18 protein-coding genes and 1 tRNA gene are annotated in these 23020 nt (G+C 64.3%); 12 read left to right on the top strand and 7 right to left on the bottom strand.

From position 1 onward, the window contains the following. Window positions 1-354: 354 nt before the first annotated feature. The 3 genes from ACPFMA_RS16890 to ACPFMA_RS16900 are packed head-to-tail and all read right to left on the bottom strand — an operon-like array spanning window position 355 to window position 2037. The gene (locus ACPFMA_RS16890; protein WP_425928271.1) at window positions 355-720 is read right to left on the bottom strand and encodes a hypothetical protein; all 366 of its coding nucleotides are present in this window, start codon (window positions 718-720) and stop codon (window positions 355-357) included. Then, on the bottom strand, window positions 704-1255 hold the full coding sequence (locus tag ACPFMA_RS16895; protein ID WP_425928272.1) for a DUF4123 domain-containing protein: 552 nt from the start codon (window positions 1253-1255) through the stop codon (window positions 704-706). The genes ACPFMA_RS16890 and ACPFMA_RS16895 overlap by 17 nt, the downstream gene beginning before the upstream one ends. After that, on the bottom strand, window positions 1252-2037 hold the full coding sequence (locus ACPFMA_RS16900) for a hypothetical protein (protein WP_425928273.1): 786 nt from the start codon (window positions 2035-2037) through the stop codon (window positions 1252-1254). The genes ACPFMA_RS16895 and ACPFMA_RS16900 overlap by 4 nt, the downstream gene beginning before the upstream one ends. Before the next feature lie 229 nt (window positions 2038-2266). On the opposite strand from ACPFMA_RS16900, the gene ACPFMA_RS16905 reads away from it, so the two are divergent. The 10 genes from ACPFMA_RS16905 to ACPFMA_RS16950 all read left to right on the top strand — a co-directional run bounded on the left by ACPFMA_RS16905 (window position 2267) and on the right by ACPFMA_RS16950 (window position 17880). Continuing rightward, a complete protein-coding gene (locus tag ACPFMA_RS16905) occupies window positions 2267-2869 on the top strand; it encodes a tetratricopeptide repeat protein (protein WP_064304069.1) in 603 nt (200 codons plus the stop codon). Window positions 2870-3090: 221 nt separating this feature from the next. Then, window positions 3091-3993 (top strand): LysR family transcriptional regulator, encoded by a 903-nt coding sequence (locus ACPFMA_RS16910; protein WP_064304068.1) that lies wholly within the window; start codon window positions 3091-3093, stop codon window positions 3991-3993. A gap of 246 nt (window positions 3994-4239) precedes the next feature. Further along, a complete protein-coding gene (locus ACPFMA_RS16915; RefSeq protein WP_064304067.1) occupies window positions 4240-5820 on the top strand; it encodes a flavin monoamine oxidase family protein in 1581 nt (526 codons plus the stop codon). 20 nt (window positions 5821-5840) lie between these two features. Continuing rightward, entirely contained in the window at window positions 5841-6341 is a 501-nt protein-coding gene (locus ACPFMA_RS16920) for a RidA family protein (protein ID WP_420058824.1), read from the top strand. Window positions 6342-6387: 46 nt separating this feature from the next. After that, window positions 6388-8835: a TonB-dependent receptor plug domain-containing protein gene (locus ACPFMA_RS16925; protein ID WP_425928274.1), complete on the top strand. Its 2448-nt coding sequence runs from the start codon at window positions 6388-6390 to the stop codon at window positions 8833-8835. 296 nt (window positions 8836-9131) lie between these two features. Next, window positions 9132-10466, top strand: a complete 1335-nt coding sequence (locus ACPFMA_RS16930) for an LLM class flavin-dependent oxidoreductase (RefSeq protein WP_009407298.1) — start codon at window positions 9132-9134, stop codon at window positions 10464-10466. A 35-nt stretch (window positions 10467-10501) separates the two neighbouring features. Continuing rightward, complete coding sequence (locus ACPFMA_RS16935; RefSeq protein WP_064304064.1) at window positions 10502-11605, top strand: LLM class flavin-dependent oxidoreductase; 1104 nt, start codon at window positions 10502-10504, stop codon at window positions 11603-11605. Window positions 11606-12022: 417 nt separating this feature from the next. Further along, a complete protein-coding gene (gene mexE, locus ACPFMA_RS16940; RefSeq protein WP_064304063.1) occupies window positions 12023-13267 on the top strand; it encodes a multidrug efflux RND transporter periplasmic adaptor subunit MexE in 1245 nt (414 codons plus the stop codon). Window positions 13268-13279: 12 nt separating this feature from the next. Beyond that, a complete protein-coding gene (locus ACPFMA_RS16945) occupies window positions 13280-16459 on the top strand; it encodes an efflux RND transporter permease subunit (RefSeq protein ID WP_420059220.1) in 3180 nt (1059 codons plus the stop codon). 11 nt (window positions 16460-16470) lie between these two features. After that, window positions 16471-17880: an efflux transporter outer membrane subunit gene (locus tag ACPFMA_RS16950; RefSeq protein WP_064304061.1), complete on the top strand. Its 1410-nt coding sequence runs from the start codon at window positions 16471-16473 to the stop codon at window positions 17878-17880. Between the two features lie 92 nt (window positions 17881-17972). On the opposite strand, the gene ACPFMA_RS16955 is transcribed toward ACPFMA_RS16950, so the two are convergent. Beyond that, entirely contained in the window at window positions 17973-18155 is a 183-nt protein-coding gene (locus tag ACPFMA_RS16955) for a hypothetical protein (protein ID WP_420059219.1), read from the bottom strand. Window positions 18156-18350: 195 nt separating this feature from the next. Between ACPFMA_RS16955 and ACPFMA_RS16960 the strand changes: the two genes are divergently transcribed. After that, window positions 18351-19025, top strand: coding sequence for a polysaccharide lyase family 7 protein (locus ACPFMA_RS16960; protein WP_064304059.1), 675 nt, complete (start codon window positions 18351-18353; stop codon window positions 19023-19025). A gap of 60 nt (window positions 19026-19085) precedes the next feature. Beyond that, window positions 19086-19322 carry a hypothetical protein gene (locus ACPFMA_RS16965; protein WP_009407315.1) on the top strand — a complete coding sequence of 79 codons (237 nt, stop codon included), beginning with the start codon at window positions 19086-19088 and terminating at the stop codon, window positions 19320-19322. 235 nt (window positions 19323-19557) lie between these two features. Here the strand turns inward: ACPFMA_RS16965 and ACPFMA_RS16970 are convergent. From ACPFMA_RS16970 to ACPFMA_RS16980, 3 genes are all read right to left on the bottom strand, one after another. Next, window positions 19558-19631: transfer RNA gene (locus ACPFMA_RS16970), tRNA-Cys, on the bottom strand. A gap of 191 nt (window positions 19632-19822) precedes the next feature. Continuing rightward, entirely contained in the window at window positions 19823-22003 is a 2181-nt protein-coding gene (locus tag ACPFMA_RS16975) for a methyl-accepting chemotaxis protein (protein ID WP_425928275.1), read from the bottom strand. 193 nt (window positions 22004-22196) lie between these two features. Continuing rightward, a complete protein-coding gene (locus tag ACPFMA_RS16980) occupies window positions 22197-22967 on the bottom strand; it encodes an autoinducer binding domain-containing protein (protein WP_425928276.1) in 771 nt (256 codons plus the stop codon). Between the last annotated feature and the right edge of the window lie 53 nt (window positions 22968-23020).

Consider the following 23020-nt stretch of genomic DNA (forward strand, 5'->3'; position numbering starts at 1 on the left):
AGCTGGAATATCTTCAACTTCGCCGCCGGCAAGAACGGCGTACTGAGCCGGGCCGACAGTACCGAGCGCATGCTGGAAGTGGTGCATCCGGCCACCGGAGCCGCCGCCTGCGACATCTTCGTGATCATCGAACCGGTGACCAAGAAGGCCAAGGTCGGCGCGATCGCCACGGGCGGCGGCCCCACCGGCGGCACGCAGATCCTCGGCATGCTCCAGTCGCGGGCTACCGGCGGTGCCGACTGGGCCGTCGCCGACACCCTGTGCATCTACAGCAAGACCAATAGCTGGCCACGGGGTCGTCATCGACGGGCACCTCCGTCGGCGGGACCACGGCGAACGACTGTGGTTGCAACATCATGCCCGCGCCCTCCGCTCCAGCAACCATTCGCGCACCTCGCCATCGAGCAAATCGAGGCGATCGGCCGGACGCAGGCGGGTGTCGCCGAGCCGCAGATGGACCCAGTCCAAGTCCGCCCGACTCAAGTCATCGTCCAGGGCCATGGCCATGTTGGCCAGACGCAGTACATCCGGCCGCTCCACGATCCCATAGCCGAGCGCCACCTGACCAACGCTGCGCAAGCGCGTCAGCAGCGCCTGCGGGCCGAGGCGCTCGCAACGCTGCGGCCAGTGTACGCTGACACGCGCAGCGACGGTCTTGAGGAATACCTCGTCGGTGGCCTGGGCCAACTGCTGCGTCTGCAGGTTATTGATCAGCAGCATCACTGCTCTCCCCTCCTTGCTCGAAAACCCGCCAGCTCGTGCCCTCGTCAAGCTCGACCACCAGCCGCCGCATGGGCCCGAGCAGCGCCCGGTATTGCAAGGCATCGCAAGTGGGAAGAAACACCGACAGCACCCGGGGATCGTAGAAACGGAAATTCAGGACACGCCTGTCTTCGGTACGCACCCGCAGGAATTTCTTGCAGTGGCGGCGCAGGCGGTCCATCGACAGGTCCGCCGGCGCCACCAGCAGGATGCCCCAGGCATTGCCCCAGCCCAGGTCCAGCAGGGCCAGGCTGGCCGGAGCCCGCGCCGGCAGCCTGACCAGCCACGGCGCCGCGGCCTTGAGGCGCGGAATCAACTCGCCTGAATACAGGCAATCGCACGCCAGTCCGCTGCGCTCCAGCCACGGCAGGATCGCCGGATCCCGGGCACCATCGAGCAAGGCGTAGACCTGCTGGTCGTCGGCGTCGCCCCCAGGCCAGAGCAGGTCGGGCAGGCGCTCCAGCGCAGAAAGCCCGGACAGGTTCTCGGTCATCGCTTGCCCTCGCAGATTTCACAGAATGGCGTGCCTCGTTCGGCCGCCTGCTCCAGGACGGCCGCCTGGGCGTCTTGTACCGCTTCGATAGGTTGCTGGACAGGATCCGCCACGGCGGGCGCCTGGGCTTTGGCCTGCTCGCAGATCTCGCAAAAAGGCATGGCCTGCTGTGCCGCCTGCTCCAGCACCTGTGCCTGGGCATCCTGGACCTGCTCGGCCGCTGTCGGCTCGACGGCTGCCAGGGCGGCAGCCGGTTGTGCCTTGGCCAGTTCGCACGCCTCGCAGAACGGCGCCGCCTCCTGTGCGGCCTGCTCGAGCATCGCGGCGAGGGTGTCCTGGGCCTCGGCCTGCGCCGGCGAGGTTACAGGCGCCTCCTTGGCCACCGCCACGGGCACCACCGCTTCCACCCGTTCCGGCTGCGGTGCTGGCGGCGCCGGGGCAGCGACCACGGTAACCGCTTCGGCAGCATGGGTAATGACCTGCGCACGCCAGGCGTAACGATCAGCGCGCAGGTTGCCGAACTGCAATTCGTTGGCGACCTGATGCAGTACCTGTTCGTCGCTGAGGCGGTGAATCAGCAAGGTCTGCCGGGCCAGCATCGCGCGCAGTTCGAACAGCCGGTCGCGCAAGTGAAACTGCACGAAGGCCTCGGCCTGCCAGGCATCCCCGAGGTCGACGCGCCGCTGCCAGGACAGGTTGCCACCGTCACGGGCAATGGCCGGGAACTCGGCCTGTTCGCACAGGCCGATCTGTTCCACGCCGTCGGCAAGCCATATGCGCATGGTCGTCCCGGGAAGTCGAAAAATGTGCCGACACACTACCGCGAGCAGTGGCCTTTAGCCAGATCAGCACGAATGCCGCAGTGGTGCCGTTCGGGATTTCTACCGAACGTAGGTCAATAAGCCACAAAAAAAGCCGGGATTTGCTTGACCCACGCCAGAATCCTCCCATTAAATCCGCACATTCCTACAAAAATAACGGCCGCCGCCAGGCTTCCTCAAGGGACGTCCCATGCTCAGCACCGCCCTCGATAACGCTCGTGTCATGGCTCTCAACGACCAGGCCGGGCATTACAAAGCCCACGGTTACCTGGACAAGGCGGAGCAATGCTTCATCGAGGCACTCGACCTCGCCGAAAGCGTCGACGGCTTCGATCCCGCCCTTCTCGCCACGCTTCGCGACGGCCTAGCCGGCCTGCGCTGGGAGCAGCAACGCCACGCCGAAGCGGAGGCGCTGTACCTGGAGGTGCTGAGCACCCGGGAACAGCTGTTCTCCAGCAGCCACCGGCTGGTCGGGCAAAGCCTGCAGACCCTTGGCAATTGCTACCTCAAGCAGGGCCGCATCGGCGAAGCGGCGCGCATGCTGGAACGGGCGGTGCAGGTCTATCGCGAAGACACCCCCGACGACCTGGAGCCGGTCAGCGCCTGCCTGGCCTCGCTGGGGCTGGCTCATCTGCAGCAGGACAACCTGGCGGCGGCGCACAAGGCATTCAGCGAATCGCTGGGGATCTACCAGGTGCAACAGCCGCGGGACGAGCAGGTGATCGCGGTGCTGGGCGAGCAGTTGAAGATGATCGAGCATCTGGGCAAGGGGGCCTGGTGGAAGTTCTGGTAAAGAACGGCTCCCACAGAGCAAAACATAACTCTCTGATTTGCAGGGACCCTGTGGGAGCGGGTTCACCCGCGATTGCTGTAGTGAAGTCACTGTAGCAATCGCGGGTGAACCCGCTCCCACAGGGTACGCGGTGCTTCCGACTATCTGCCCCCTGCAAAAGCCGCCAAGAAGGATTATTCTCTTCGAACATTTCCCCGCCACAGACTATGTGAGAAGCGAATATGAAGATCGATGACATGGACGCTTTCGTCGCGGTCATCCGCTGCCAGTCGACCAACCTGGCCGCCGAGGCCTTGCAGTTGACCCAACCGGCAATCACCCGGCGGGTACAGAATTTCGAGGAAGACCTGGGCGCCAACCTGCTCGATCGCAATACCAAGCCACTCAAGCCGACGCCCATGGGCTGGCGTGTGTACGAACAGTGCAAGGCGATCCTGCGCGAGATCGATACCCTGCGCGAGCTGGTCGCCAGCGACGGTGCCCCCAGCGGCACCCTGCGCCTCGGCGTGCCGCAGACCATCGGCGACGTGGTCCTGCTCGACGCCCTGGCGAAGATTCGCGAAGCCTACCCGGACCTGCGTACCCAGGTGGTCAGCGGCTGGGGCAGCTCGTTGATCTCGCGCATGGAAAACGGTGACCTCGACGCCGCCGCGGCCCTGTTCCCTACCGGCAAGATCTTCCCCGAAGGCATCGCCAGCCGCTCCATCGGGCGCATGCAATTGAGGGTCGTGGCGGCCAAGGGCACCGCCGGCAAGAAAAGCTACAAGCTCAAGGACTGCTACCTGCGCGGCTGGGTGCTCAACCCCGATGGCTGCGGTTTCCGCGCCGGCCTGCAACGGGCACTGAGCGAACAGGGGCTGTCCCTGCAGATCAACCTGGAAACCTTCGGCACCGAGCTGCAGCTGGGCCTGGTCGCCAATGGCCAGGGCCTGGGCCTGGTACCGGAACCCCTGCTCGCGGCCAGCCGGCATCGCGACCAGCTGGAAGTGCTGAACGTCACCGATTTCAAGCCCCAGGTCGATCTCTGGCTGTTCCATCCGCGCTACCTGGGCAATCTGCAGGAGCCGGTGGAGTTGTTCGGCGCGGTATCGGCCCAGCGCCTGGACACGCACAAAATAGCCTGATTGCATTTTGAAAATTGTGATTATGTCTTTTTCTGATAATTAACTTAGAACCAAAAAGCCTTTCACAAGCCCGTTTCAGACGCTTATGTTCGCTTTACCGACCCCGACCTGGTGGAGGCAAATGGATTTCCGCCGCCGCCAGAGGGTCGTCCCTCCTCCCCGTTTTCGGGTCGCCCTCCGGTTGTCTGCGGAACCGCTATCCCAAGCTCGCGGTTGCCCATGCGGCAACCTTATGGAGAACGCGATATGGGGCTCACCCGTAGAGATCTGGTAACCCGCCTGGCCGCCATCGGCGGCTATTCGGCGGCATTGGGCGGCCTGTCCGCCCTTGGTCTGCCCGGCAGCGCCCGGGCGGCAAGTTTCGAACCCCTGAACCTGGCCAGCCGCACCGGCAACGGCAAGCGCGTGCTGATCGTGGGCGGCGGCATCAGCGGCCTGGTTTCGGCCTACGAGTTGCGCAAGGCCGGTTTCGAAGTGAAGGTGCTGGAGGCACGCAACCGCATCGGCGGGCGCGTCTGGACCCTGCGCAACGGCGACCAGGTCGAACACAACGACGGCAGCAAGCAGACCGTGGCCTTCGACGACGGCCTGTTCTTCAACGCCGGCGCCGCGCGCCTGCCCAGCCACCACCTGACCATCCTCGGCTACTGCCGCGAACTCGGCGTGCCCCTGGAAGTGCTGGTCAACAGCAGCCGCAACGCCCTCGCCCAGCCGGACCTGGCGCAGCCACCCCTGCTGCTGCGCCAGGCGGTCAACGACACCCGCGGTCATCTCAGCGAACTGCTGGCGCGCAGCGTGCAGCGCAATACCCTCGACCAGGAGCTGAACGCCGGCGAACGCAAGGCGCTGCTGGATTTCCTCAAGGTCTATGGCGACCTCAACGACGAGCGCCAGTACCGCGGTTCGGTGCGCTCCGGCTATACCCGCTTCGCCGGTGCCGGCGACCAGACGCCGGTGCAACGCACGCCGGTGGAACTGAAGCGCCTGCTCGACAGCAACCTGCTGCTGCCCCTGGTGTTCGACGAAATCCCGGAGTTCTCGGCAACCATGTTCCAGCCCGTGGGCGGCATGGACCAGATCCCCAAGGCGCTCTATCGCCAGGTCAAGGACGCGGTGCAGCTCAACGCCGAGGTGCAGTCGATCCAGACCTCGGACAGCGGCAGCCGGGTGGTATGGCGCGACCGCCTCACGGGCCGCCAGCACACCGAGGACGCCGACTACGCGGTGGCCGCCCTGCCGCTGCCGCTGCTGCGCCGGCTCGACAGCAACTTCACCCCGGCCTTCAAGCAGGCCATGGAGCTGGCCAAGCCGGACAAGGCCAACAAGGTCGCCTGGCAATCACCGCGTTTCTGGGAGACCGACTTCCAGATCTACGGCGGGCTTTCCTATATCAACCATGAAGCGCGTTTCCTCTGGTACCCGAGCGATCGCCTGAACAGCCCGCAAGGCGTGCTGGTCGCCACCTACAACACCAGCGAAGTCGCCGAGTCCTTTGCCGCCAAGCCCTGGGATGCGCAACTCGCCTCGTCGCGCAGCGCGGTGGAATCCCTGCACCCCGGCCACTCGCACAAGCTCGGCCGCGGCGTGGTGGTCAACTGGTCGAAGATCCCCTTCAGCGAAGCCCCGTGGATCGTCCACGACGAAGTCGCCCAGCCCGGCTACGACATTCTCAACCAGCCGCAAGGCCGCACCTGGCTGGCCAGCGATGCCCTGGCCCATGGCGGGGTCGGCATCTGGCAGAACAGCGCCGCCGAATCGGCGCGGCGGGTGGTCGGCCTGATCGCACAACACGCCAAGCAAACCCATGCCGGCGTCGCCGCCGCCTGAACCACGACAAGGAACGTCCCATGAAAAACATTCCCGCCCTTACCCTCGGAGCCCTGATGAGCCTGACGCTGAACACCGCCCACGCCGACAGCATCCAGCGTATCGACCCGCCGGGTTCCAGCTTCCCCATTTCCCAGGTCGTCACGGTGCCGGCGTCGGCGAAGCTGACCTTCGTCAGCGGCACCCTGCCCGACGTCGCCGACCCCAAGGCGCCGAAAGGCAGCATTGCCGCCTATGGCAATACCGAAACCCAGACCCTGTCGGTGCTCAACAAGCTGCAAGCCATCCTCAAGGCCCAGGGCCTGGGGCTGGGCGACATCGTGCAATTACGAGTATTCCTCGTGGGCGATCCGGACAAGGGCGGCACCCTCGACTTCGCCGGGCTGCAGGCCGCCTACACGCGCTTCTTCGCCACCGCCGAGCAACCGAACAAGCCGACCCGCACCGCCTTGCAGGTAGTCGCCCTGCCGCTGCCTGGCGCCCTCGTCGAAATCGAAGCCATAGCCGCCAAAGCCCCATAAGCCACCGGGACCGATCCCGGACATAAAACAGAACAGGAAACACGCCTTGAACACTGCCCGACTTTCCCGTTGGCCGGTGGCGACGGCGCGCACCCCGCTGTTGGGTGCCGCGCTGCTTGCCGGCCTTAACTTCCCCGTCGCCCAGGCCGAAGAAGCCGGTACCGACACCGCGGCCTCGCGCCTGGAGACCGTGATCGTCACCGGTAGCCGCGGCAGCGAAAAACGCACCGTGACCACCAGCCCCGCGCCGATCGACGTGATCAGCGCCAAGCAATTGCAGGACACCGGCAAGCCAGGCCTGATGGAGGCCCTGAGCGCCACCGTGGCTTCCTTCACCCTCCCGGAAAAGACCGGCTGGGACGCCAGCGGCATGGCCCGGGCGCCAAGCCTGCGCGGGCTTAATGCGGCGCAGGTGCTGGTATTGGTCAATGGCAAGCGCCGCCACACCAGCGCCACCCTCAACATCAGCGGGATCAACGCTGGCGCCGCCCCGGCCGACCTCGACCTGATCCCCATCAGCGCCATCGACCATGTCGAGGTACTGCGCGATGGCGCCGCCGCCCAGTACGGCTCCGACGCCATCGCCGGGGTGATCAACGTGATCCTCAAGGCCGATACCAGCGGCACCGCGGTAACCAACGTCGGCCAGGGCTACGACGGCAAGAAGCAGACCGTGCAGCAAAGCCTGAACAAGGGCTTCGAGATCGGCCAGGACGGCGTGCTGCAACTGGCGCTGGACGCGCGCAGCCAGAACGACGACAACAAGGCCAGCGCCAACGGCTATAGCGTCGCCGAGGCCCACGAGAAAGCCGGCAAGGTCACCTACGGCGGCTACGGCACGCCGAAGATCAACCTGCTGACCCTGGGCTACAACGCCGAACTGCCGATCCACGACGACCTGAGCCTGTACTCCTTCAGCACCTGGTCGTACCGCAAGGCCGAGCAGGGCCAGAACTTCCGCCTGCCGACCATCGTCAACACCATCACCACCGGCCCCAACGGCCGGCCTTCGGGCTATACGCCAACCTGGTACATCGAAGAGCAGGACTTCCAGGCGGCCCTCGGCGCCAAGGGCCTGGTCGGCGAGTGGGACTGGGACCTGTCCAGCACCTACGGGCGCAACGACGCCGAACAGGGCACGTGGAACAACCAGAACCCGTCTCTCGGTGAAGCGACACCCAATCACTTCAAGTCCGGCACCTGGATCTCCACGCAGCTGACCAGCAACCTCGATCTGCACCGCGGTTTCGACGTGGGCCTGAGCAAGCCGCTGGACCTGTCGTGGGGCCTGGAGCAGCGCCGCGACGGTTATGAAGTGGAAGAAGGCGACTGGGCCAGCTGGGCCGACGGCGGTTACTGCCGCGCGCCGGGGCAATGCGCCTCGTCCGGGGCCCAGGTAACCAACGGCATCTCGCCCGACCAGACCGACAAGACCCACCGCAACAGCGTCGCCAGCTACGTGGACGTCGGCTTCAACCCGCTGCCGCAGTGGTATGTCGGCACTGCCCTGCGCTACGAGCACTACGATCAGGGCATCGGTGCCACCCGCAGCGGCAAGCTCAGCACCCGCTACGAGTTCACCCCGCAGCTGGCGGTACGGGCCACGGTGAGCAACGGCTTCCGCGCACCGTCCCTGGCCAACAGCCTGTTCAGTGCACGCTCCACCACCTATGGCGTGGTCGACGGGGTCTACCAGTCGATCAACTACGGCGTACTGCCGGTGGACTCGGCGGCAGCCAAGGCCCTGGGTGCCGAAGCACTGAAGCCGGAACGATCGACCAACTACAGCCTCGGCCTGACCTTCCAGCCAAGTGACCGGCTGTCGTTCACCGCCGATGCCTACGTGATCAACGTGCGCGACCGCATCACCCTGACCGGGACCCTGCTTGGCCCGGAAGTCACCCAGACCCTGATCGCCAACGGCATCGACTCGACCTCCGGCGGCCAATACTTCACCAACGGTGCGAACACCCGGACCAAGGGTGTGGACCTGGTCGGCAACTACGACCAGGACCTTGGCGGCTACGGCAGCGTGAAGTGGACGGCGGCGTGGAACTGGAACGACACCGAGATCCTTTCGTACAAGGACAGCGTCAACATCCTCGGCAAGGACTACGCGCTGATGGATCGCCAGGCACGCAACTTCATCTCCGGGGTGCAGCCCAGGACCAAGCTGCTGCTGGGCGGGAGCTGGAAGCTGGATGACTACACGGTGAACCTCGGGCTGACCCGTTATGGCTCGCACCGCGAGGTCAACGATGCCAACGACCGCTCGCTGGACCGGGTATACAAGGCGCGCTGGATCACCGACCTCGACGTCGGCTACCAGTTGACCAAGGACCTGAACCTGGCGGTAGGCGCGAAGAACCTGTTCGACATCTATCCGGAGCGGCAGGCGCCGAGCAGCAAGACCATGACCAAAGGATATGGGGCCTATTCGCCGTATGGCTTTACCGGGGGCTATTACTACACGCGGTTGACCTATGACTTTTGATTGAGCGACGCGGACCTTGTGGGAGCGGGTTCACCCGCGATTGCGATAGTGACACCACCATCGCAATCGCGGGTGAACCCGCTCCCACAGAGTCCGCGAACCGCTTGAGCCTCCTGCCGAGATCAAGATTCAATTCACTGATATAAACCAATCCTAAAATGCACAACTTACATAATTAGCATAGAAGAAAATGTGCTTTCACAGCACAGCCCGCAACAGCTTAAGGTCTATCCCACAGTCCGACCCCATGCCAGGCGGAGGCCATCACGAACTCCCCTCTCCTCAAGGAGCCAAGCATGAGCAAGCGACAGATCAAACTCGGCGCAATGATCCACGGTGTCGGCCACGGTTGGGGCGAATGGCGCCATCCCGATGCGCTGGCCGATGCCAGCGTCAACTTCGGCTACTACAAGCAGCAGGCGCAACTGGCCGAAGCAGCCAGGTTCGACTTCGCCTTCATCGCCGACAGCCTGCATATCCACGCCAAGTCCAGCCCCCACTACCTCAACCGCTTCGAACCGCTGACCGTGCTTTCGGCCCTGGCCGCCGTGACCGAGCATATCGGCCTGGTGGCGACCATTACCGTCAGCTACACCGAGCCCTTCCAGGTTGCCCGGCAACTGGCCTCCCTGGACCATATCAGCGGCGGCCGCGCCGGCTGGAACGTGGTCACCTCCTGGCTGTCCGGCACCGCCGACAACTTCGGCAAGGCCGAGCACCCGCCCCATGCCGAGCGCTACCGCATCGCCAAGGAACATGTACAGGTGGTCCAGGGCCTGTGGGATTCCTGGGAAGACGATGCCTTCACCCGCGACAAGCAAAGCGGTGAGTTCTTCGATCCGGAAAAACTCCACGCGCTGAACCACCAGGGCGAGTTCTTCAAGGTCAAGGGCCCGCTGAACATCGCCCGTTCGCGCCAGGGCCAGCCGCTGATCTTCCAGGCCGGAACCTCCGAGGACGGGCGCAACTTCGCCGCGCGCCAGGCCGATGCGATCTTCGTCAGCCCCGAGGGTTTCAGCGAAGCCCGCGCCTACTACCAGGACCTCAAGCAACGCGCCCGCAACTTCGGGCGCAATGCCGAAGAGCTGTTCATCCTCCCGGGCATCCGCCCCATCGTCGGTGTCGATGCCGAGGACGCCGAGCGCCGCTATCAGCAGGCGGTGGACCTGGTCAGCATCGATGACGCCCTGGTCGCCCTCGGCCGGCCCTTCAACGACTACGATTTCAGCGGCCATGACCTCGATGCGCCCTTCCCCGATCTCGGCGACCTCGGCAGCCAGAGCCACAAGGGCTCGTCCGACCAGCTCAAGCGCATCGCCCGCGAAGAGGGCCTGACCCTGCGCCAGGTCGCGCTGCGGTTCTCCGCGCCAAAGCGCGACTTCGTCGGCACCGCCGAGGAAGTCGCCAATGCCGTGCAGGACTGGTTCGAACACGAAGCGGCGGACGGTTTCATCATCAATTCCCTTTTGCCGGACGGCCTGCAGCGCTTCACCGAACTGGTGGTGCCGGTACTGCAAGCCCGCGGCCTGCTGCGTCGCGACTACGAAGGCCAGACCCTGCGCGACAACTTCGGCCTGGCCGTGCCGGCCAACCGCAATACCTTGCGTCGCACCCAGGAAGCGGTCGCCTGAACCGCCCGAGCCCCCACACACAAGGAGTTTGCTTCATGAGTCTCGAATTCATCGGCCTGATCGGCCCCCAGGAAGGCAGCGAATCCCAGGCGCCGCGCGGCCCCGGTGTCGACCTCGATTTCATCAAGGCCTTTGCCCAGGCCCAGGAATACGGCGGTTTCGACAAGGCCCTGCTGGCGGTCAATACCAGTGCTGCCGACTCGCTGATCATCGCCAGCCACGTGGCCGCCTACACCGAGAAACTCGGCCTGCTGGTAGCCCACCGTCCGGGCTTCCAGGCGCCGACCTTCGCCGCGCGCCAGTTCGCCACCCTCGACCAGCTCAGCCGCGGTCGCGCCTCGATCAACGTGATCACCGGCGCCGACAGCGGCGACCTGCAACGCGACGGTGATTTCATCGACAAGGATGCCCGCTACGCCCGCACCGAAGAGTACCTGGACGTGGCCAAGCAGGTCTGGACCGCGACCCAGCCGTTCAGCCACCAGGGCGCGCATTACCGGGTCGAGGAAAACCTGACCCTGGTCAAGCCGCTGCAGAAACCGCATATCCCTATCTACTTCTCCGGTGCCTCGGACGCGGCGGTGGAAGTCGCGGCCAAACATGCCGACGTCTACATGATGTGGGGCGAGCCCCTGGAACAGGTGCGCGAGCGCATCGCCAAGGTGCGCCGGGCAGCGGCGAAATACGGGCGGGAAAAGCACATTCGCTTCAGCCTGTCGCTGCGGCCGATCCTCGGGGCTACCGAGGAGGAAGCCTGGGCACGGGCCGAGCGGATCCTCGCGGACGCCAAGGTGCTGCACGAGCAGCGCGCCGGCAAGCGTCGCGAACTGAACGTAGGCAGGAACAACGTCGGCTCCTCGCGCCTGGTGGAACTGGCGAGCCAGAAGGTGGTGCACGACAAGCGCCTGTGGACTGCGATTGCCGCCCTCACCGGCGCCGCAGGCAACTCGACCTCGCTGGTCGGCACCCCGGACCAGGTCGCCGAGGCAGCGCTGGAGTACTACAACCTTGGAATAACGACTTTCCTGTTCCGCGGTTTCGACCAGTTGCGCGACGCGGTGGAGTACGGGCAGGACTTGCTGCCGCGGATTCGCTCGCTGGTGGCGCAGCAGGCGCAGGGGAAGCGGGCCAACGGTTGAGGCCCCAATCGCCGGCAACGCCGGCTCCCACAAAGTCCGCATGCACCGCCGAACCTGTGGGAGCCGGCGTTGCCGGCGATGAGGCCCTCGAGAACACCACAAAAGCCCGAGCAAAAAAAAAAACGCCGGCAGCCCTGCCGGCGGTTCAAACGTAGCGCAGATATGAAGATATTGCCGTCGCACGCAAAGGGACCTGTTCCAGTGGTGCGCCGCCAGTATCCGCGTCCGCTCCCCTGCCCGCTTGCCTGTCCCTGCCAGTCGCTTGCACCTGGTTGCCAGCATCCAACTATCAACGCCAGGCGATAATCCCAGACTTCCATCATTCGCCGTGATAGTCACCTTCGCTTCATTCGATTCGTCCCCACCCGCGGCAAAACGCAGAATCCGCCCACTATCAATACATTGGCGGAGTTTTCCATGGAGCAGTCACTCAAACCCTTGCGCTATCCCCTTGCTGCGTTGGCCCTCCTGGTGATGAGTGCCTGCGGTCGCACCCCGGAAGCGGTGCAGGCTCCAGGGGCGCCCAAGGTCAGCGTAGCCAAGGTGATCGAGCAACCGATCAACGAATGGGACGAGTTCACTGGCCGTCTCGAGGCCCCGGAAACCGTCGAGGTGCGTCCGCGCGTCTCCGGCCAGATCGACCAGGTGGCGTTCACCGAGGGCGCCCAGGTGCAGAAAGGCGACCTGCTGTTCCAGATCGACCCACGCCCGTTCCAGGCCGAGGTCCGCCGCCTCGAAGCCCAGTTGCAACAAGCCCGCGCCACCGCCATCCGCTCGGAAAACGAAGCCCAGCGCGGTGAACGCCTGCGCAACAGCAATGCGATTTCCGCCGAACTGGCCGAATCGCGCACCAGCGCCGCTGCCGAAGCACGCGCCGGTGTGGCGGCTATCCAGGCGCAACTGGACCTGGCCAAGCTGAACCTGAGTTTCACCCGGGTTACCGCGCCGATCAGCGGCCGGGTCAGCCGCGCACAATTCACCGCCGGCAACATCGTCACCGCCGACGTCACCCCGCTGACCAGCGTGGTCTCCACCGACCGCGTCTACGCCTATTTCGATGCCGACGAGCGCGTGTACCTCAAGTACACCCAGCTGGCACGCGAAGGCCAGCGCGGCCAGACCACCCCGGTGTACCTGGGCCTGTCCAACGAAGCCGGCAACCCGCACCTGGGCCAGATGAACTTCGTCGATAACCAGGTCAACCCCAGGACCGGCACCATCCGCGGTCGTGCAGTCTTCGACAACCGCGACGGCCAGTTCACCCCGGGCCTGTATGCGCGCCTGAAACTGGTGGGCAGCGCCACCTACTCGGCCGTGCTGATCAACGATGAAGCCGTGGGCACCGACCTGGGCAAGAAGTTCGTGCTGGTCATGGACAAGGACAACAAGGCCGATTACCGCGCCGTCGAGCTGGGGCCGAAACTCGAGGGCCTGCGCATCGTGCGCAGTGGCCTGTCCAAGGACGACCGCATCGTGGTCAAGGGCCTGCAACGGGTACGCCCGGGCTCGCCGGTCACCCCTGAAGAAACGCCGATGGCGAGCGAAGCCACCCTCGCCGCCCTCGCCCAACAGCGCCAGGCCCTGGAAGCCGCCAACCGTCAGCCTGCCGACAACGGCAAGGCCACGGCGAAGCTCGCCAGCGCCGCGACTCCACGCGGTTAAGGGACCACACCCATGAATTTCTCCCGTTTCTTCATCACCCGGCCGATCTTCGCCGCGGTGCTTTCCCTGCTGATCCTGATCGCCGGCGCGATTTCGCTGTTCCAGTTGCCGATCAGCGAATACCCGGAAGTGGTACCGCCCACCGTCGTGGTCCGCGCCAACTTCCCCGGCGCCAACCCCAAGGTGATCGGTGAAACCGTCGCCGCGCCGCTGGAGCAGGCCATCACCGGTGTCGAGAACATGCTGTACATGTCCTCGCAGTCCACTGCCGACGGCAAGCTGACCCTGACCATCACCTTCGCCCTGGGTACCGACCTGGACAACGCCCAGGTTCAGGTACAGAACCGCGTGACGCGAACCCAGCCGAAGCTGCCGGAAGAGGTGACGCGCATCGGCATCACCGTGGACAAGGCCTCGCCCGACCTGACCATGGTCGTGCACCTGACCTCGCCGGATAACCGTTACGACATGCTCTACCTGTCGAACTACGCGATCCTCAATATCAAGGACGAGCTGGCCCGCCTGGGCGGCGTCGGCGACGTGCAGTTGTTCGGCATGGGCGACTATTCCCTGCGGGTCTGGCTCGACCCGAACAAGGTCGCTTCGCGCAACCTGACCGCCGCCGATGTGGTCAGCGCCATCCGCGAGCAGAACCGCCAGGTCGCCGCCGGCCAGCTCGGTGCGCCACCCGCGCCGAACGCCACCAGCTTCCAGCTTTCGGTCAACACCCAGGGCCGCCTGGTCAGCGAGGACGAGTTCGAGAACATCATCATTCGCTCCGGCGCCGACGGCGAGATCACTCGCCTCAAAGACATCGCCCGGGTCGAGCTGGGCTCCAGCCAGTACGCCCTGCGTTCGCTGCTGAACAACCAGCCGGCGGTGGCCATCCCGATCTTCCAGCGCCCGGGCTCCAATGCCATCGAGATCTCCGACGAAGTGCGGGCGAAGATGGCCGAGCTCAAGCAGAGCTTCCCCGAAGGCATGGACTACAGCATCGTCTACGACCCGACCGTGTTCGTTCGCGGCTCGATCGAGGCCGTGGTGCATACGCTGTTCGAAGCGCTGATCCTCGTGGTCCTGGTGGTGATCCTGTTCCTGCAGACCTGGCGCGCCTCGATCATCCCGCTGGTGGCGGTTCCGGTATCGCTGATCGGTACCTTCGCGGTGATGCACCTGTTCGGTTTCTCGCTCAACGCCCTGTCGCTGTTCGGCCTGGTACTGGCCATCGGTATCGTGGTGGACGACGCCATCGTCGTGGTGGAGAACGTCGAGCGCAACATCGAACTCGGCCTGCCGCCCCTGGAAGCAACCAAGAAGGCCATGGGCGAAGTGACCGGCCCGATCATCGCCACCGCCCTGGTGCTGTGCGCCGTGTTCGTCCCGGCGGCGTTCATCTCCGGCCTTACCGGGCAGTTCTACAAGCAGTTCGCCCTGACCATCGCCATCTCCACGGTAATCTCGGCCTTCAACTCGCTGACCCTGTCGCCGGCCCTGGCCGCCGTGCTGCTGAAAGGGCACCACGAGCCGAAGGACCGTTTCTCGCGGCTGCTGGAGCGCTTGCTCGGCGGCTGGCTGTTCCGTCCGTTCAACCGCTTCTTCGAGCGTGCCAGCCATAGCTACGTGGGCACCGTCGGCCGGGTCATCCGCCGCAGTGGCGTGGCGCTGTTCGTCTATGCCGGGCTGATGGGCCTGACCTACCTGGGCTTCTCGTCCACCCCGACCGGTTTCGTTCCGGCCCAGGACAAGCAGTACCTGGTGGCCTTCGCCCAGTTGCCGGACGCGGCGAGCCTCGACCGCACCGAAGCGGTAATCAAGAAGATGAGCGAAATCGCCCTGAAACAACCTGGCGTGGCCGACTCGGTGGCCTTCCCGGGCCTGTCGATCAACGGTTTCACCAACAGCCCGAACAGCGGCATCGTGTTCACTCCGCTCAAGCCCTTCGACGAGCGCAAGGACCCGAGCCAGTCGGCCGGTGCCATCGCCGCCGCGCTGAACGCGCAGTTCGCCGACATCCAGGACGCCTATATCGCGATCTTCCCGCCACCGCCGGTACAGGGGCTGGGCACCATCGGCGGTTTCCGCCTGCAGATCGAGGACCGTGGCAACCTGGGCTATGAAGCGCTGTACAAGGAAACCCAGAACATCATCGCCAAGAGCCACAACGTGCCGGAACTGGCCGGCCTGTTCACCAGCTACCAGGTGAACGTGCCCCAGGTCGATGCCGCCATCGACCGCGAGAAAGCCAAGACCCACGGCGTGGCCATCAACGATATCTTCGACACCCTGCAGATCTACCTGGGCTCGCTGTACGCCAACGACTTCAACCGTTTCGGCCGCACCTACCAGGTCAACGTCCAGGCCGAGCAGCAGTTCCGCCTCGACGCCGAGCAGATCGGCCAGTTGAAGGTGCGCAACAACCAGGGCGAGATGATCCCGCTGGCGACCTTCATCAAGGTCAGCGACACCTCCGGCCCCGACCGGGTCATGCACTACAACGGCTTCATCACCGCCGAGATCAACGGCGCCGCGGCGCCGGGCTACAGCTCCGGCCAGGCGGAAAAAGCCATGGAAAAACTGCTCAAGGAAGAATTGCCCAACGGCATGACCTTCGAATGGACCGAGCTGACCTACCAGCAGATCCTTGCCGGTAACACCGCGCTGTTCGTCTTCCCGCTCTGCGTGCTGCTGGCCTTCCTGGTGCTGGCCGCCCAGTACGAAAGCTGGAGCCTGCCGCTGGCGGTGATCCTGATCGTACCGATGACCCTGCTCTCGGCGATTACCGGGGTGATCCTGTCCGGTAGCGACAACAACATCTTCACCCAGATCGGCTTGATCGTCCTGGTGGGGCTGGCGTGCAAGAACGCGATCCTGATCGTCGAGTTCGCCAAGGACAAGCAGGCCGAAGGGCTCGATCCGCTGGCCGCGGTACTGGAAGCCTGCCGCCTGCGCCTGCGGCCGATCCTGATGACCTCGTTCGCCTTCATCATGGGTGTGGTGCCGCTGGTGTTCTCCTCCGGCGCCGGTGCGGAAATGCGTCATGCCATGGGCGTGGCGGTGTTCTCCGGGATGATCGGGGTGACCATCTTCGGCTTGCTGCTGACCCCGGTGTTCTTCGTTCTGATCCGCCGTTATGTCGAGCGCAAGCAGGCACGCCAAGCGGCCCGCCTGACCGCGCAAGGGAGCCACGCATGAGCCGTGTAGAGATGAATAGCAAACTGTGGCTGCCGAGCCTGTTGGTGCTGGCCCTGAGCGCGTGCGCCGTGGGCCCGGACTACAAGGCACCGGACACCGCTGCCGCCCACCTGGCCGCCAGCGACGGCCAGGCCGGCCTGGACCGCAGCCGCTTCGAGAGCGCCTGGTGGCACCAGTTCGAAGACCCGGTGCTGGACCAGTTGGTAAGCCAGTCGCTCAACGGCAACCGTGACCTGCGGGTGGCGTTCGCCCGCCTCAAGGCGGCCCGTGCGATCCGCGAGGACGTAGACAACGACGCCTTGCCGACCGTGACCAGCCGCGCCAGCAGCGACCTCGGCAAAGGCCAGATCCCTGGCCAGACCACCGATCGGGTCAACAGCGAACGTTATGACCTGGGCCTGGACATGGCCTGGGAACTGGACCTGTTCGGTCGCATCCAGCGCCGCCTGGAAGCCAGCGAAGCCCAGGAAGCGGCGGCCCAGGCCGACCTGCAGCAGTTGCAGGTGAGCCTGATCGCCGAACTGGTGGATGCCTACGGGCAACTGCGCGGCGCCCAGGAACGCGAGAAGATCGCCCTGGCCAACCTGAAGACCCAGCAGGATTCGCGCGGTATCACCGAAACCCTGCGCGAAGCCGGGGTCGGCAACGAGCTGGATGTGGTGCGCGCCGATGCGCGCCTGGCGGCAGTAGAGGCCAGCGTGCCGCAACTGCAAGCAGAACAGGTGCGCGCACGCAACCGCATCGCCACCCTGCTCGGCCAGCGACCGGATGCCCTGAGTGTCGACCTGTCGCCCAAGCAGTTGCCGGCCATCGCCAAGGCGCTGCCGATCGGCGACCCGGGCGAACTGCTGCAACGCCGTCCGGATATTCGTCGGGCCGAGCGGCAACTGGCGGCGGCCACGGCCAATGTGGGCGTGGCTACTGCTGATCTGTTCCCGCGTGTGAGTCTCAGCGGCTTCCTTGGCTTCACCGCCGCGCGCGGTTCGCAACTGGGTTCGTCGGCAGCCTCGGCCTGGGCTCTGGGCCCGAGCATCACCTGGCCGGCCTTCGACCTGGGCAGCGTGCGCGCCCGCTTGCGCGGCGCCAATGCCGAAGCCGAGGGCGCCCTGGCGACCTACGAGCAGCAGGTATTGCTGGCCCTGGAGGAATCGGAAAACGCCTTCAGCGACTATGGCAAGCGTCAGCAACGCCTCGTCTCGTTATTGAAGCAGAGCGAAGCCAGCCGCAAGGCGGCCGACCTGGCGTCGATCCGCTATCGCGAAGGCACGGTGGATTACCTGGTACTGCTGGACGCCGAACGCGAGCGCCTGGCGGCGGAAGATGCCCAGGCCCTGGGCGAGGTCGAGCTGTATCGCGGCATCGTCGCGATCTACAAGGCCTTGGGTGGTGGCTGGCAGAGCGAGGCGGTTGCATCGCGCTGATCTGATTTGGCAAGGCTCCTTTGGTTGGTTCGCACCAGCCTTTTTGCCCCGCAGGCTTTTGGCCTTGCGGGGCTTTTTTATGCACCAGGGCATCATTGCCGTCCTTCGTCCGGCCTGCGTGACCGCAGCAGTGCGAAAAACACATTGGGCACCATCATGATCGCCAGCATCCCCCAGAAACCGACCTTCCCGGCGTTATGCAGCGCGGCGCCAAGGGCGATGAATGCCAGCAGCGCGACAAAGCGCAGCGATACGAATTTTTCCAGGCCTCTCACGGCAGCTCCTCGGTGTCGTCTGGTGCAAGCGGGCGATTCTACAGAATGCCTCTGCGCCGCGCTTGCCGGGCCGTCGATACATCCGGCTGAACCATCCCTGCACCCACCCGCCGAATGAAGGGAAGGAAGCGCAAGTCTCCCTCAGGATTGGAAGGCAATCTGCCAGGCCAATGAAATTTATCGTCAGGAGTTCCCATGACCGTAAATATCAGCAATCTGACAATCACCACACCGCTGCCCGTCTCCTCGACCAACCCCGTCGCGCTGGAAGTCAACGGCGCGACGGCGATCGCCCAGTTCCCCAGCGTGGTCAAGGTACTCGGCGACGGCTCGATCCAGTTCTCCGCGCCGACCAAGGGTGCGTCCAGCAAAAGTACGCGCAGGACCCGTTGCGAATGGACCGAATCGACCAACTGGACCCTGGCCAGCGCCCGGGATCACTGGAACAGGCAGGAAATGACCCTGACCAAGGTCAATTCCGCGCAAAAGGTGGTGATTGCGCAGATGCACGTACGGGGCGATGACGGCCCGCCGGTGAAGGTGTTCTGGAACAAGGGCAATATCACCCTGGGGTTCCGGCAATCCTATGACCAGGCGGATCCGGTCAACTCGACGATCCTCAAGGGGGTGCCGCTGGGAACCAGGTTCAAGGTCAGTATCCACGTGACGGCCCAGGGCGTGGTCAATGTCAGCGTGGTCGCGGGAACGGCTTCTGGTTCATCGGGGGATCTGCGGCTCGACAGCAGCTGGAATGTGCGCCTGTTCGAATTTCATGGCGGCGTTTACAACCAGATCGACTACACGGATGCCACGCCGGCTGACGATGGGTCGATTTGCGTCATCAGTGACCTTTCGCTGAGTCACGTCTGAGCCTGCGCTTTCGGCATCGTGGTGCTAGTGTCAGGGTCTGTCCTGGTCAAGGAGCGCAGCATGACTATTCGCAGTCTGGCGAAAAACCTTCCGGCGGACCCTGACAATCCCGGTTGGGTACTTGGTTGGGGCGTGTTGCGGGATCGGCATCCGTGGCATTTCGTCGATGTGTATGCCGACCAGGGGACCGCAAGGGCGGAGGCGCAGCGGCGGGGTGCGGGTTATGTCGTGGAGTTCGGGTCTCATCGGCTAGGAACGGATGAGTTTGTTTGCGGTGTTGTGGCGCCGGAGGGGTGAGGGTTATCCAGTAGCTCGAGTGAAGAAAAAAGGGACGGATTTATTTTTCACTCGGCTCAGACGTCCGGCCTGGAAAATAAATCTGTCCCCTTTTCCGTCGTCCCCTTTTCCGTCCATCGCGAAGCCGTCGAAATGACAGAGTTTCGGAACTCTACCCTCAAAGTTTCGGAACTCCGGTATCATTTCGCGCAAACTAAAAAGCCCCGCAGACGTTAATCTGCGGGGCTTCGAATAGTGGAGGCCGAGGTCGGAATCGAACCGGCGTAGACGGATTTGCAATCCGGAGCATAACCACTTTGCTACTCGGCCTCATGAGCTTCGGAAATCTATCGATCTCACTAACTCGTTGAAAACGCTGAGATTTTTTATTTCTCGTCGCTTTCGATGGACGCCATTATGTCCACATTCCCGGATGCTGGCAACCCCCTGATTTAAAAAAACTTTCTGGCCGGGGACAGGGGCGCTTCGCGTCGGCTCGGCGCCCTGCTCCGCGCCGGCGGTCAAGCCGCTTCGCGCTGGCCACCGCTCCTGGAGACTTCGAACAGGCCCACCAGCTTCTGCAGCTTGTTGGCATTGAGGCGCACCGTTTCGGCACTGGCATGCAGGACGTTGACGGTCTGGTGCATCTCCAGGGAGGACTGGTCCACTTCCTTGATGGTCCGCCCATAGTCGAGGCTGCGTTGGTTGAGCTGCTGGATGATCTGGAACATGTTTTCCACCGCCTGGTGCAGTTGCACGTTTTCCGACGAGGCCTGTTCGGCGAGGCCGAGGCTTTGGTCGACGTTGTGCACGCCATCCTCCATGAAACCGACCGCCTTGCGCGTTTCGCCTTGCAGGCTTTCGACCGTGAGGCGGATCTCTTCGGCTGCGCTGGAGGTACGTGCCGCCAGGCTGCGGACTTCATCCGCGACCACGGCGAATCCGCGTCCGTGCTCCCCTGCCCTGGCCGCTTCGATGGCAGCGTTGAGCGCCAGCAGGTTGGTCTGGTTGGTGATGTCGCTGATCAGCCCGCTGATCTTGCCGATCTCGGCCATGCGACTGTCGAGCAGTTGCACGCTGGCCGCCGAGCGCTCGACCACGTCGCGGATCGACTGGGTGCCCTGGCGCACGGTGAGGAACTGCTCGCGGGCACGCTCGACCACTTCGTCCATGGCCTGCTTCATCTGCTCGGCACCGGCGGAGGCCTGCTGGATTTCACCCAGTTGCTCCTCGACGATCACCATCATGCGATGCACCGCGTCGGCCACCTCCATGGACGTGCTGCTGGCCTTGCGGCTGCGGCCGATCATCATCTGGTTGGTGGTGCCGACGCTGTGGCTGGCCTTGACCACCTGGCCGACCACCGAGTCGAGGTGGTCGATGAAGCTGTTGATCCAGCGGCCCATGTCGCCGGTTTCGTCGTTGGCCATGCGCGTGGGGTCGAGTCGCTGGCGCAGGTTGCCCTCGCCTTCGGCGATGGTGCGGATGACCCCGGTCATTTCCGTCAGGCGGGCGGCCAGGCGCTTGGGCCCCAGGGTGCTGAACACCAGCGCGGCGATCATCAGGCTGGCGGCCTCGCAGAGGTCGATCAGATGCTGGGACAGCCCGCTATAGTGCTGCACACCATAGTTGCAGGCGAACAGGCCGAGCATGGTGGCCAAGTAGGGTTTCATCAGGCCGTAGCTGAGGGAACGGCGGCGGTAGACCTCTTCCAGGTCGGCCTCGCACATCATGCCCCAGCGGTCCGGCGAGCCCGGCAACTGGAAGGTCACGCCCTTGCCCACCACTGGAATGTGCCGGTAGTCGGAGTAGCCCGGGTAGGTGACGAACAGGTTCGAGCCATTGCGGATGGTTTCCCGGACCCCAGGATGAAGCTGCTCGGTGGCGGGGTCGGTAAAGCGCAGTTCGAGTTCGGTGTGGCGCTGCACCCGCACGGTCTTCCAGGGCGTGTGCACGCCGCTCTTGAGGTTCTCGCCATGGCTGAAGGTGCCGTCCTCGAAGCGCGAACGCGACAACGCCACACCCGGCTGCAGGTTGCGGTCGAAGCGCGACTGGACCATGAACAGGTAGTTGTCCCCGGACTCGGCGAAGATATGCCCGGCCTCGCGCTGGATGAGATCACCGAGCACGTCGTTGGGCACCCTGCCGCACAGGCAGCCGAGGGTTTTCCCGTCGACTTTCAGGGGCTGGTAGAACATCAGCGTCACCTCGTCGTGGAAACGCGACGAGGACGGGCCGATGGCCAGGGTCAGTGGATCGCTGTAGGGGCCGTGGAGAAACGGTGCCTTCAACCCTTCGGCCAGCGCTGCCGGGTTCAGGGAACGGGATTGCGCGCCGTTCCAGGTCGAGGCCAGCAGATTGCCCGTGCTGTCGACGACAAAAAGTTCGGAAAAGTCCTCGGCCTGTTGCAGTTTGTCCTGCAGGGCCTGGGCGTCGATGGCTCCGGGCTCGCCCAGCCCTTGAGCCAGCTCGGCAAGGTGTTCCCACTGCTCCAGGGCCCAGCCATTGAGCAGCTTGACCCGGGTTTCGGCGATGGCTTCGAAGGTCTGCTCAATCACCGGATAAGCCCCACGGTTGACCCGACAGGCCCAGCCCATGGCGAGCTTGCCGGTCTTGCCGAACCAGGGTAACCAACGACGTTCTTCGGCGGATAACAGCATGGAGTTGCTTGATAGCGACATACACCTCTCCAATGGCGACATTCCAATGGATTTTGTGAGGCAACTACCAGGCCAAGAGCAAAGCTAGCTAACGAATTCACTGGTAAAACTGGCTTTGTGCCATCTCCGCTGATCGCAACCCGTTGAAACGCTCACCCGGACGAGCGCGAATTGCCCCAAATGCGAGCGGTTTCGCCGTCCCGATCGTCATAACGGTGCAATTTCAACGCGTTGCTCAAGCGCTGCTGGCCAGCGCCCAGTCACTGGAGCGCCGCTGGAACGGTGTCGGCTCATTGGCCACCCGCCGGTCTTCCCGGGTGATGAACAGGCCAAGTTGCGCCGCCCTGGCAATGGCGGCCACCTTGTTCTGCACCCCCAGCTTGACGATGCTGTTGCGCGCATGGAAGTTGACCGTCGATTCCGACAGGTTAAGGATCCCGGCCACTTCCTCCGCCGTCTTGCCGATGGCCGACCAGCGCAACACTTCGATCTCGCGGGTGCTGAGGTTGAGCGCCTCGATCCTGCGCTTGAGCTCGTCAACCTGCTGCATATGGATCAGGTTGCACAACAGCAGGACCTGGCCGGCCTTCTCATACCATTCCTGGTCGGAAATCGGCCCTTTTTCCCGGGCGACGTCGAGAACGCTGAACACCCCTTCCGAATGCGAACCCTGTGACCAGCCATGGCACAGCCCGAAAGCCTGCGCTTCATCCCACAGCCCCGGGGCGGAACGGAACAGATCCTCGCTCCAGCTGATCGGCAGGATGGAGCGTCGGCAATGCTCTATCCGGGGATCGACCTCCAGAAACTTCCTCGCCTTGTACTTCTGGATCCACCCCGCCGGCCACGTGTTCCAGAACATCGGGCGCGGGTCGAAGCTGGTCCAGCAGGTGAATCCGAAGAAATCGAACCCCAACTGCACGACCAGGCCGTGCAGCATGCCGAAGCGCAGATTGGGAGAGACTTCTCGTGCCAGGACATGCAACACATCGGCACTTAACGGCATGGTGCACCTCTTGTAATAAGCGCGAGGGTCCCTCCCGGATGCGCCTTGGGTGA

Origin of the sequence: Pseudomonas sp. NyZ201 (assembly GCF_049860765.1) — a bacterium.
Lineage (GTDB): Bacteria > Pseudomonadota > Gammaproteobacteria > Pseudomonadales > Pseudomonadaceae > Aquipseudomonas > Aquipseudomonas bharatica.

Excerpts from the sequence above, each read along its gene's own strand:
- ACPFMA_RS16895 (WP_425928272.1), bottom strand. The coding sequence starts at position 1,255 with ATGACCGAGAACCTGTCCGGGCTTTCTGCGCTGGAGCGCCTGCCCGAC.
- ACPFMA_RS16965 (WP_009407315.1), top strand. The coding sequence starts at position 19,086 with ATGACTATTCGCAGTCTGGCGAAAAACCTTCCGGCGGACCCTGACAAT.
- ACPFMA_RS16920 (WP_420058824.1), top strand. The coding sequence starts at position 5,841 with ATGAAAAACATTCCCGCCCTTACCCTCGGAGCCCTGATGAGCCTGACG.
- ACPFMA_RS16930 (WP_009407298.1), top strand. The coding sequence starts at position 9,132 with ATGAGCAAGCGACAGATCAAACTCGGCGCAATGATCCACGGTGTCGGC.
- ACPFMA_RS16950 (WP_064304061.1), top strand. The coding sequence starts at position 16,471 with ATGAATAGCAAACTGTGGCTGCCGAGCCTGTTGGTGCTGGCCCTGAGC.
- ACPFMA_RS16890 (WP_425928271.1), bottom strand. The coding sequence starts at position 720 with ATGCTGCTGATCAATAACCTGCAGACGCAGCAGTTGGCCCAGGCCACC.
- ACPFMA_RS16910 (WP_064304068.1), top strand. The coding sequence starts at position 3,091 with ATGAAGATCGATGACATGGACGCTTTCGTCGCGGTCATCCGCTGCCAG.
- ACPFMA_RS16935 (WP_064304064.1), top strand. The coding sequence starts at position 10,502 with ATGAGTCTCGAATTCATCGGCCTGATCGGCCCCCAGGAAGGCAGCGAA.
- ACPFMA_RS16915 (WP_064304067.1), top strand. The coding sequence starts at position 4,240 with ATGGGGCTCACCCGTAGAGATCTGGTAACCCGCCTGGCCGCCATCGGC.
- mexE (WP_064304063.1), top strand. The coding sequence starts at position 12,023 with ATGGAGCAGTCACTCAAACCCTTGCGCTATCCCCTTGCTGCGTTGGCC.
- ACPFMA_RS16945 (WP_420059220.1), top strand. The coding sequence starts at position 13,280 with ATGAATTTCTCCCGTTTCTTCATCACCCGGCCGATCTTCGCCGCGGTG.
- ACPFMA_RS16905 (WP_064304069.1), top strand. The coding sequence starts at position 2,267 with ATGCTCAGCACCGCCCTCGATAACGCTCGTGTCATGGCTCTCAACGAC.
- ACPFMA_RS16980 (WP_425928276.1), bottom strand. The coding sequence starts at position 22,967 with ATGCCGTTAAGTGCCGATGTGTTGCATGTCCTGGCACGAGAAGTCTCT.
- ACPFMA_RS16960 (WP_064304059.1), top strand. The coding sequence starts at position 18,351 with ATGACCGTAAATATCAGCAATCTGACAATCACCACACCGCTGCCCGTC.
- ACPFMA_RS16975 (WP_425928275.1), bottom strand. The coding sequence starts at position 22,003 with ATGTCGCCATTGGAGAGGTGTATGTCGCTATCAAGCAACTCCATGCTG.
- ACPFMA_RS16900 (WP_425928273.1), bottom strand. The coding sequence starts at position 2,037 with ATGCGCATATGGCTTGCCGACGGCGTGGAACAGATCGGCCTGTGCGAA.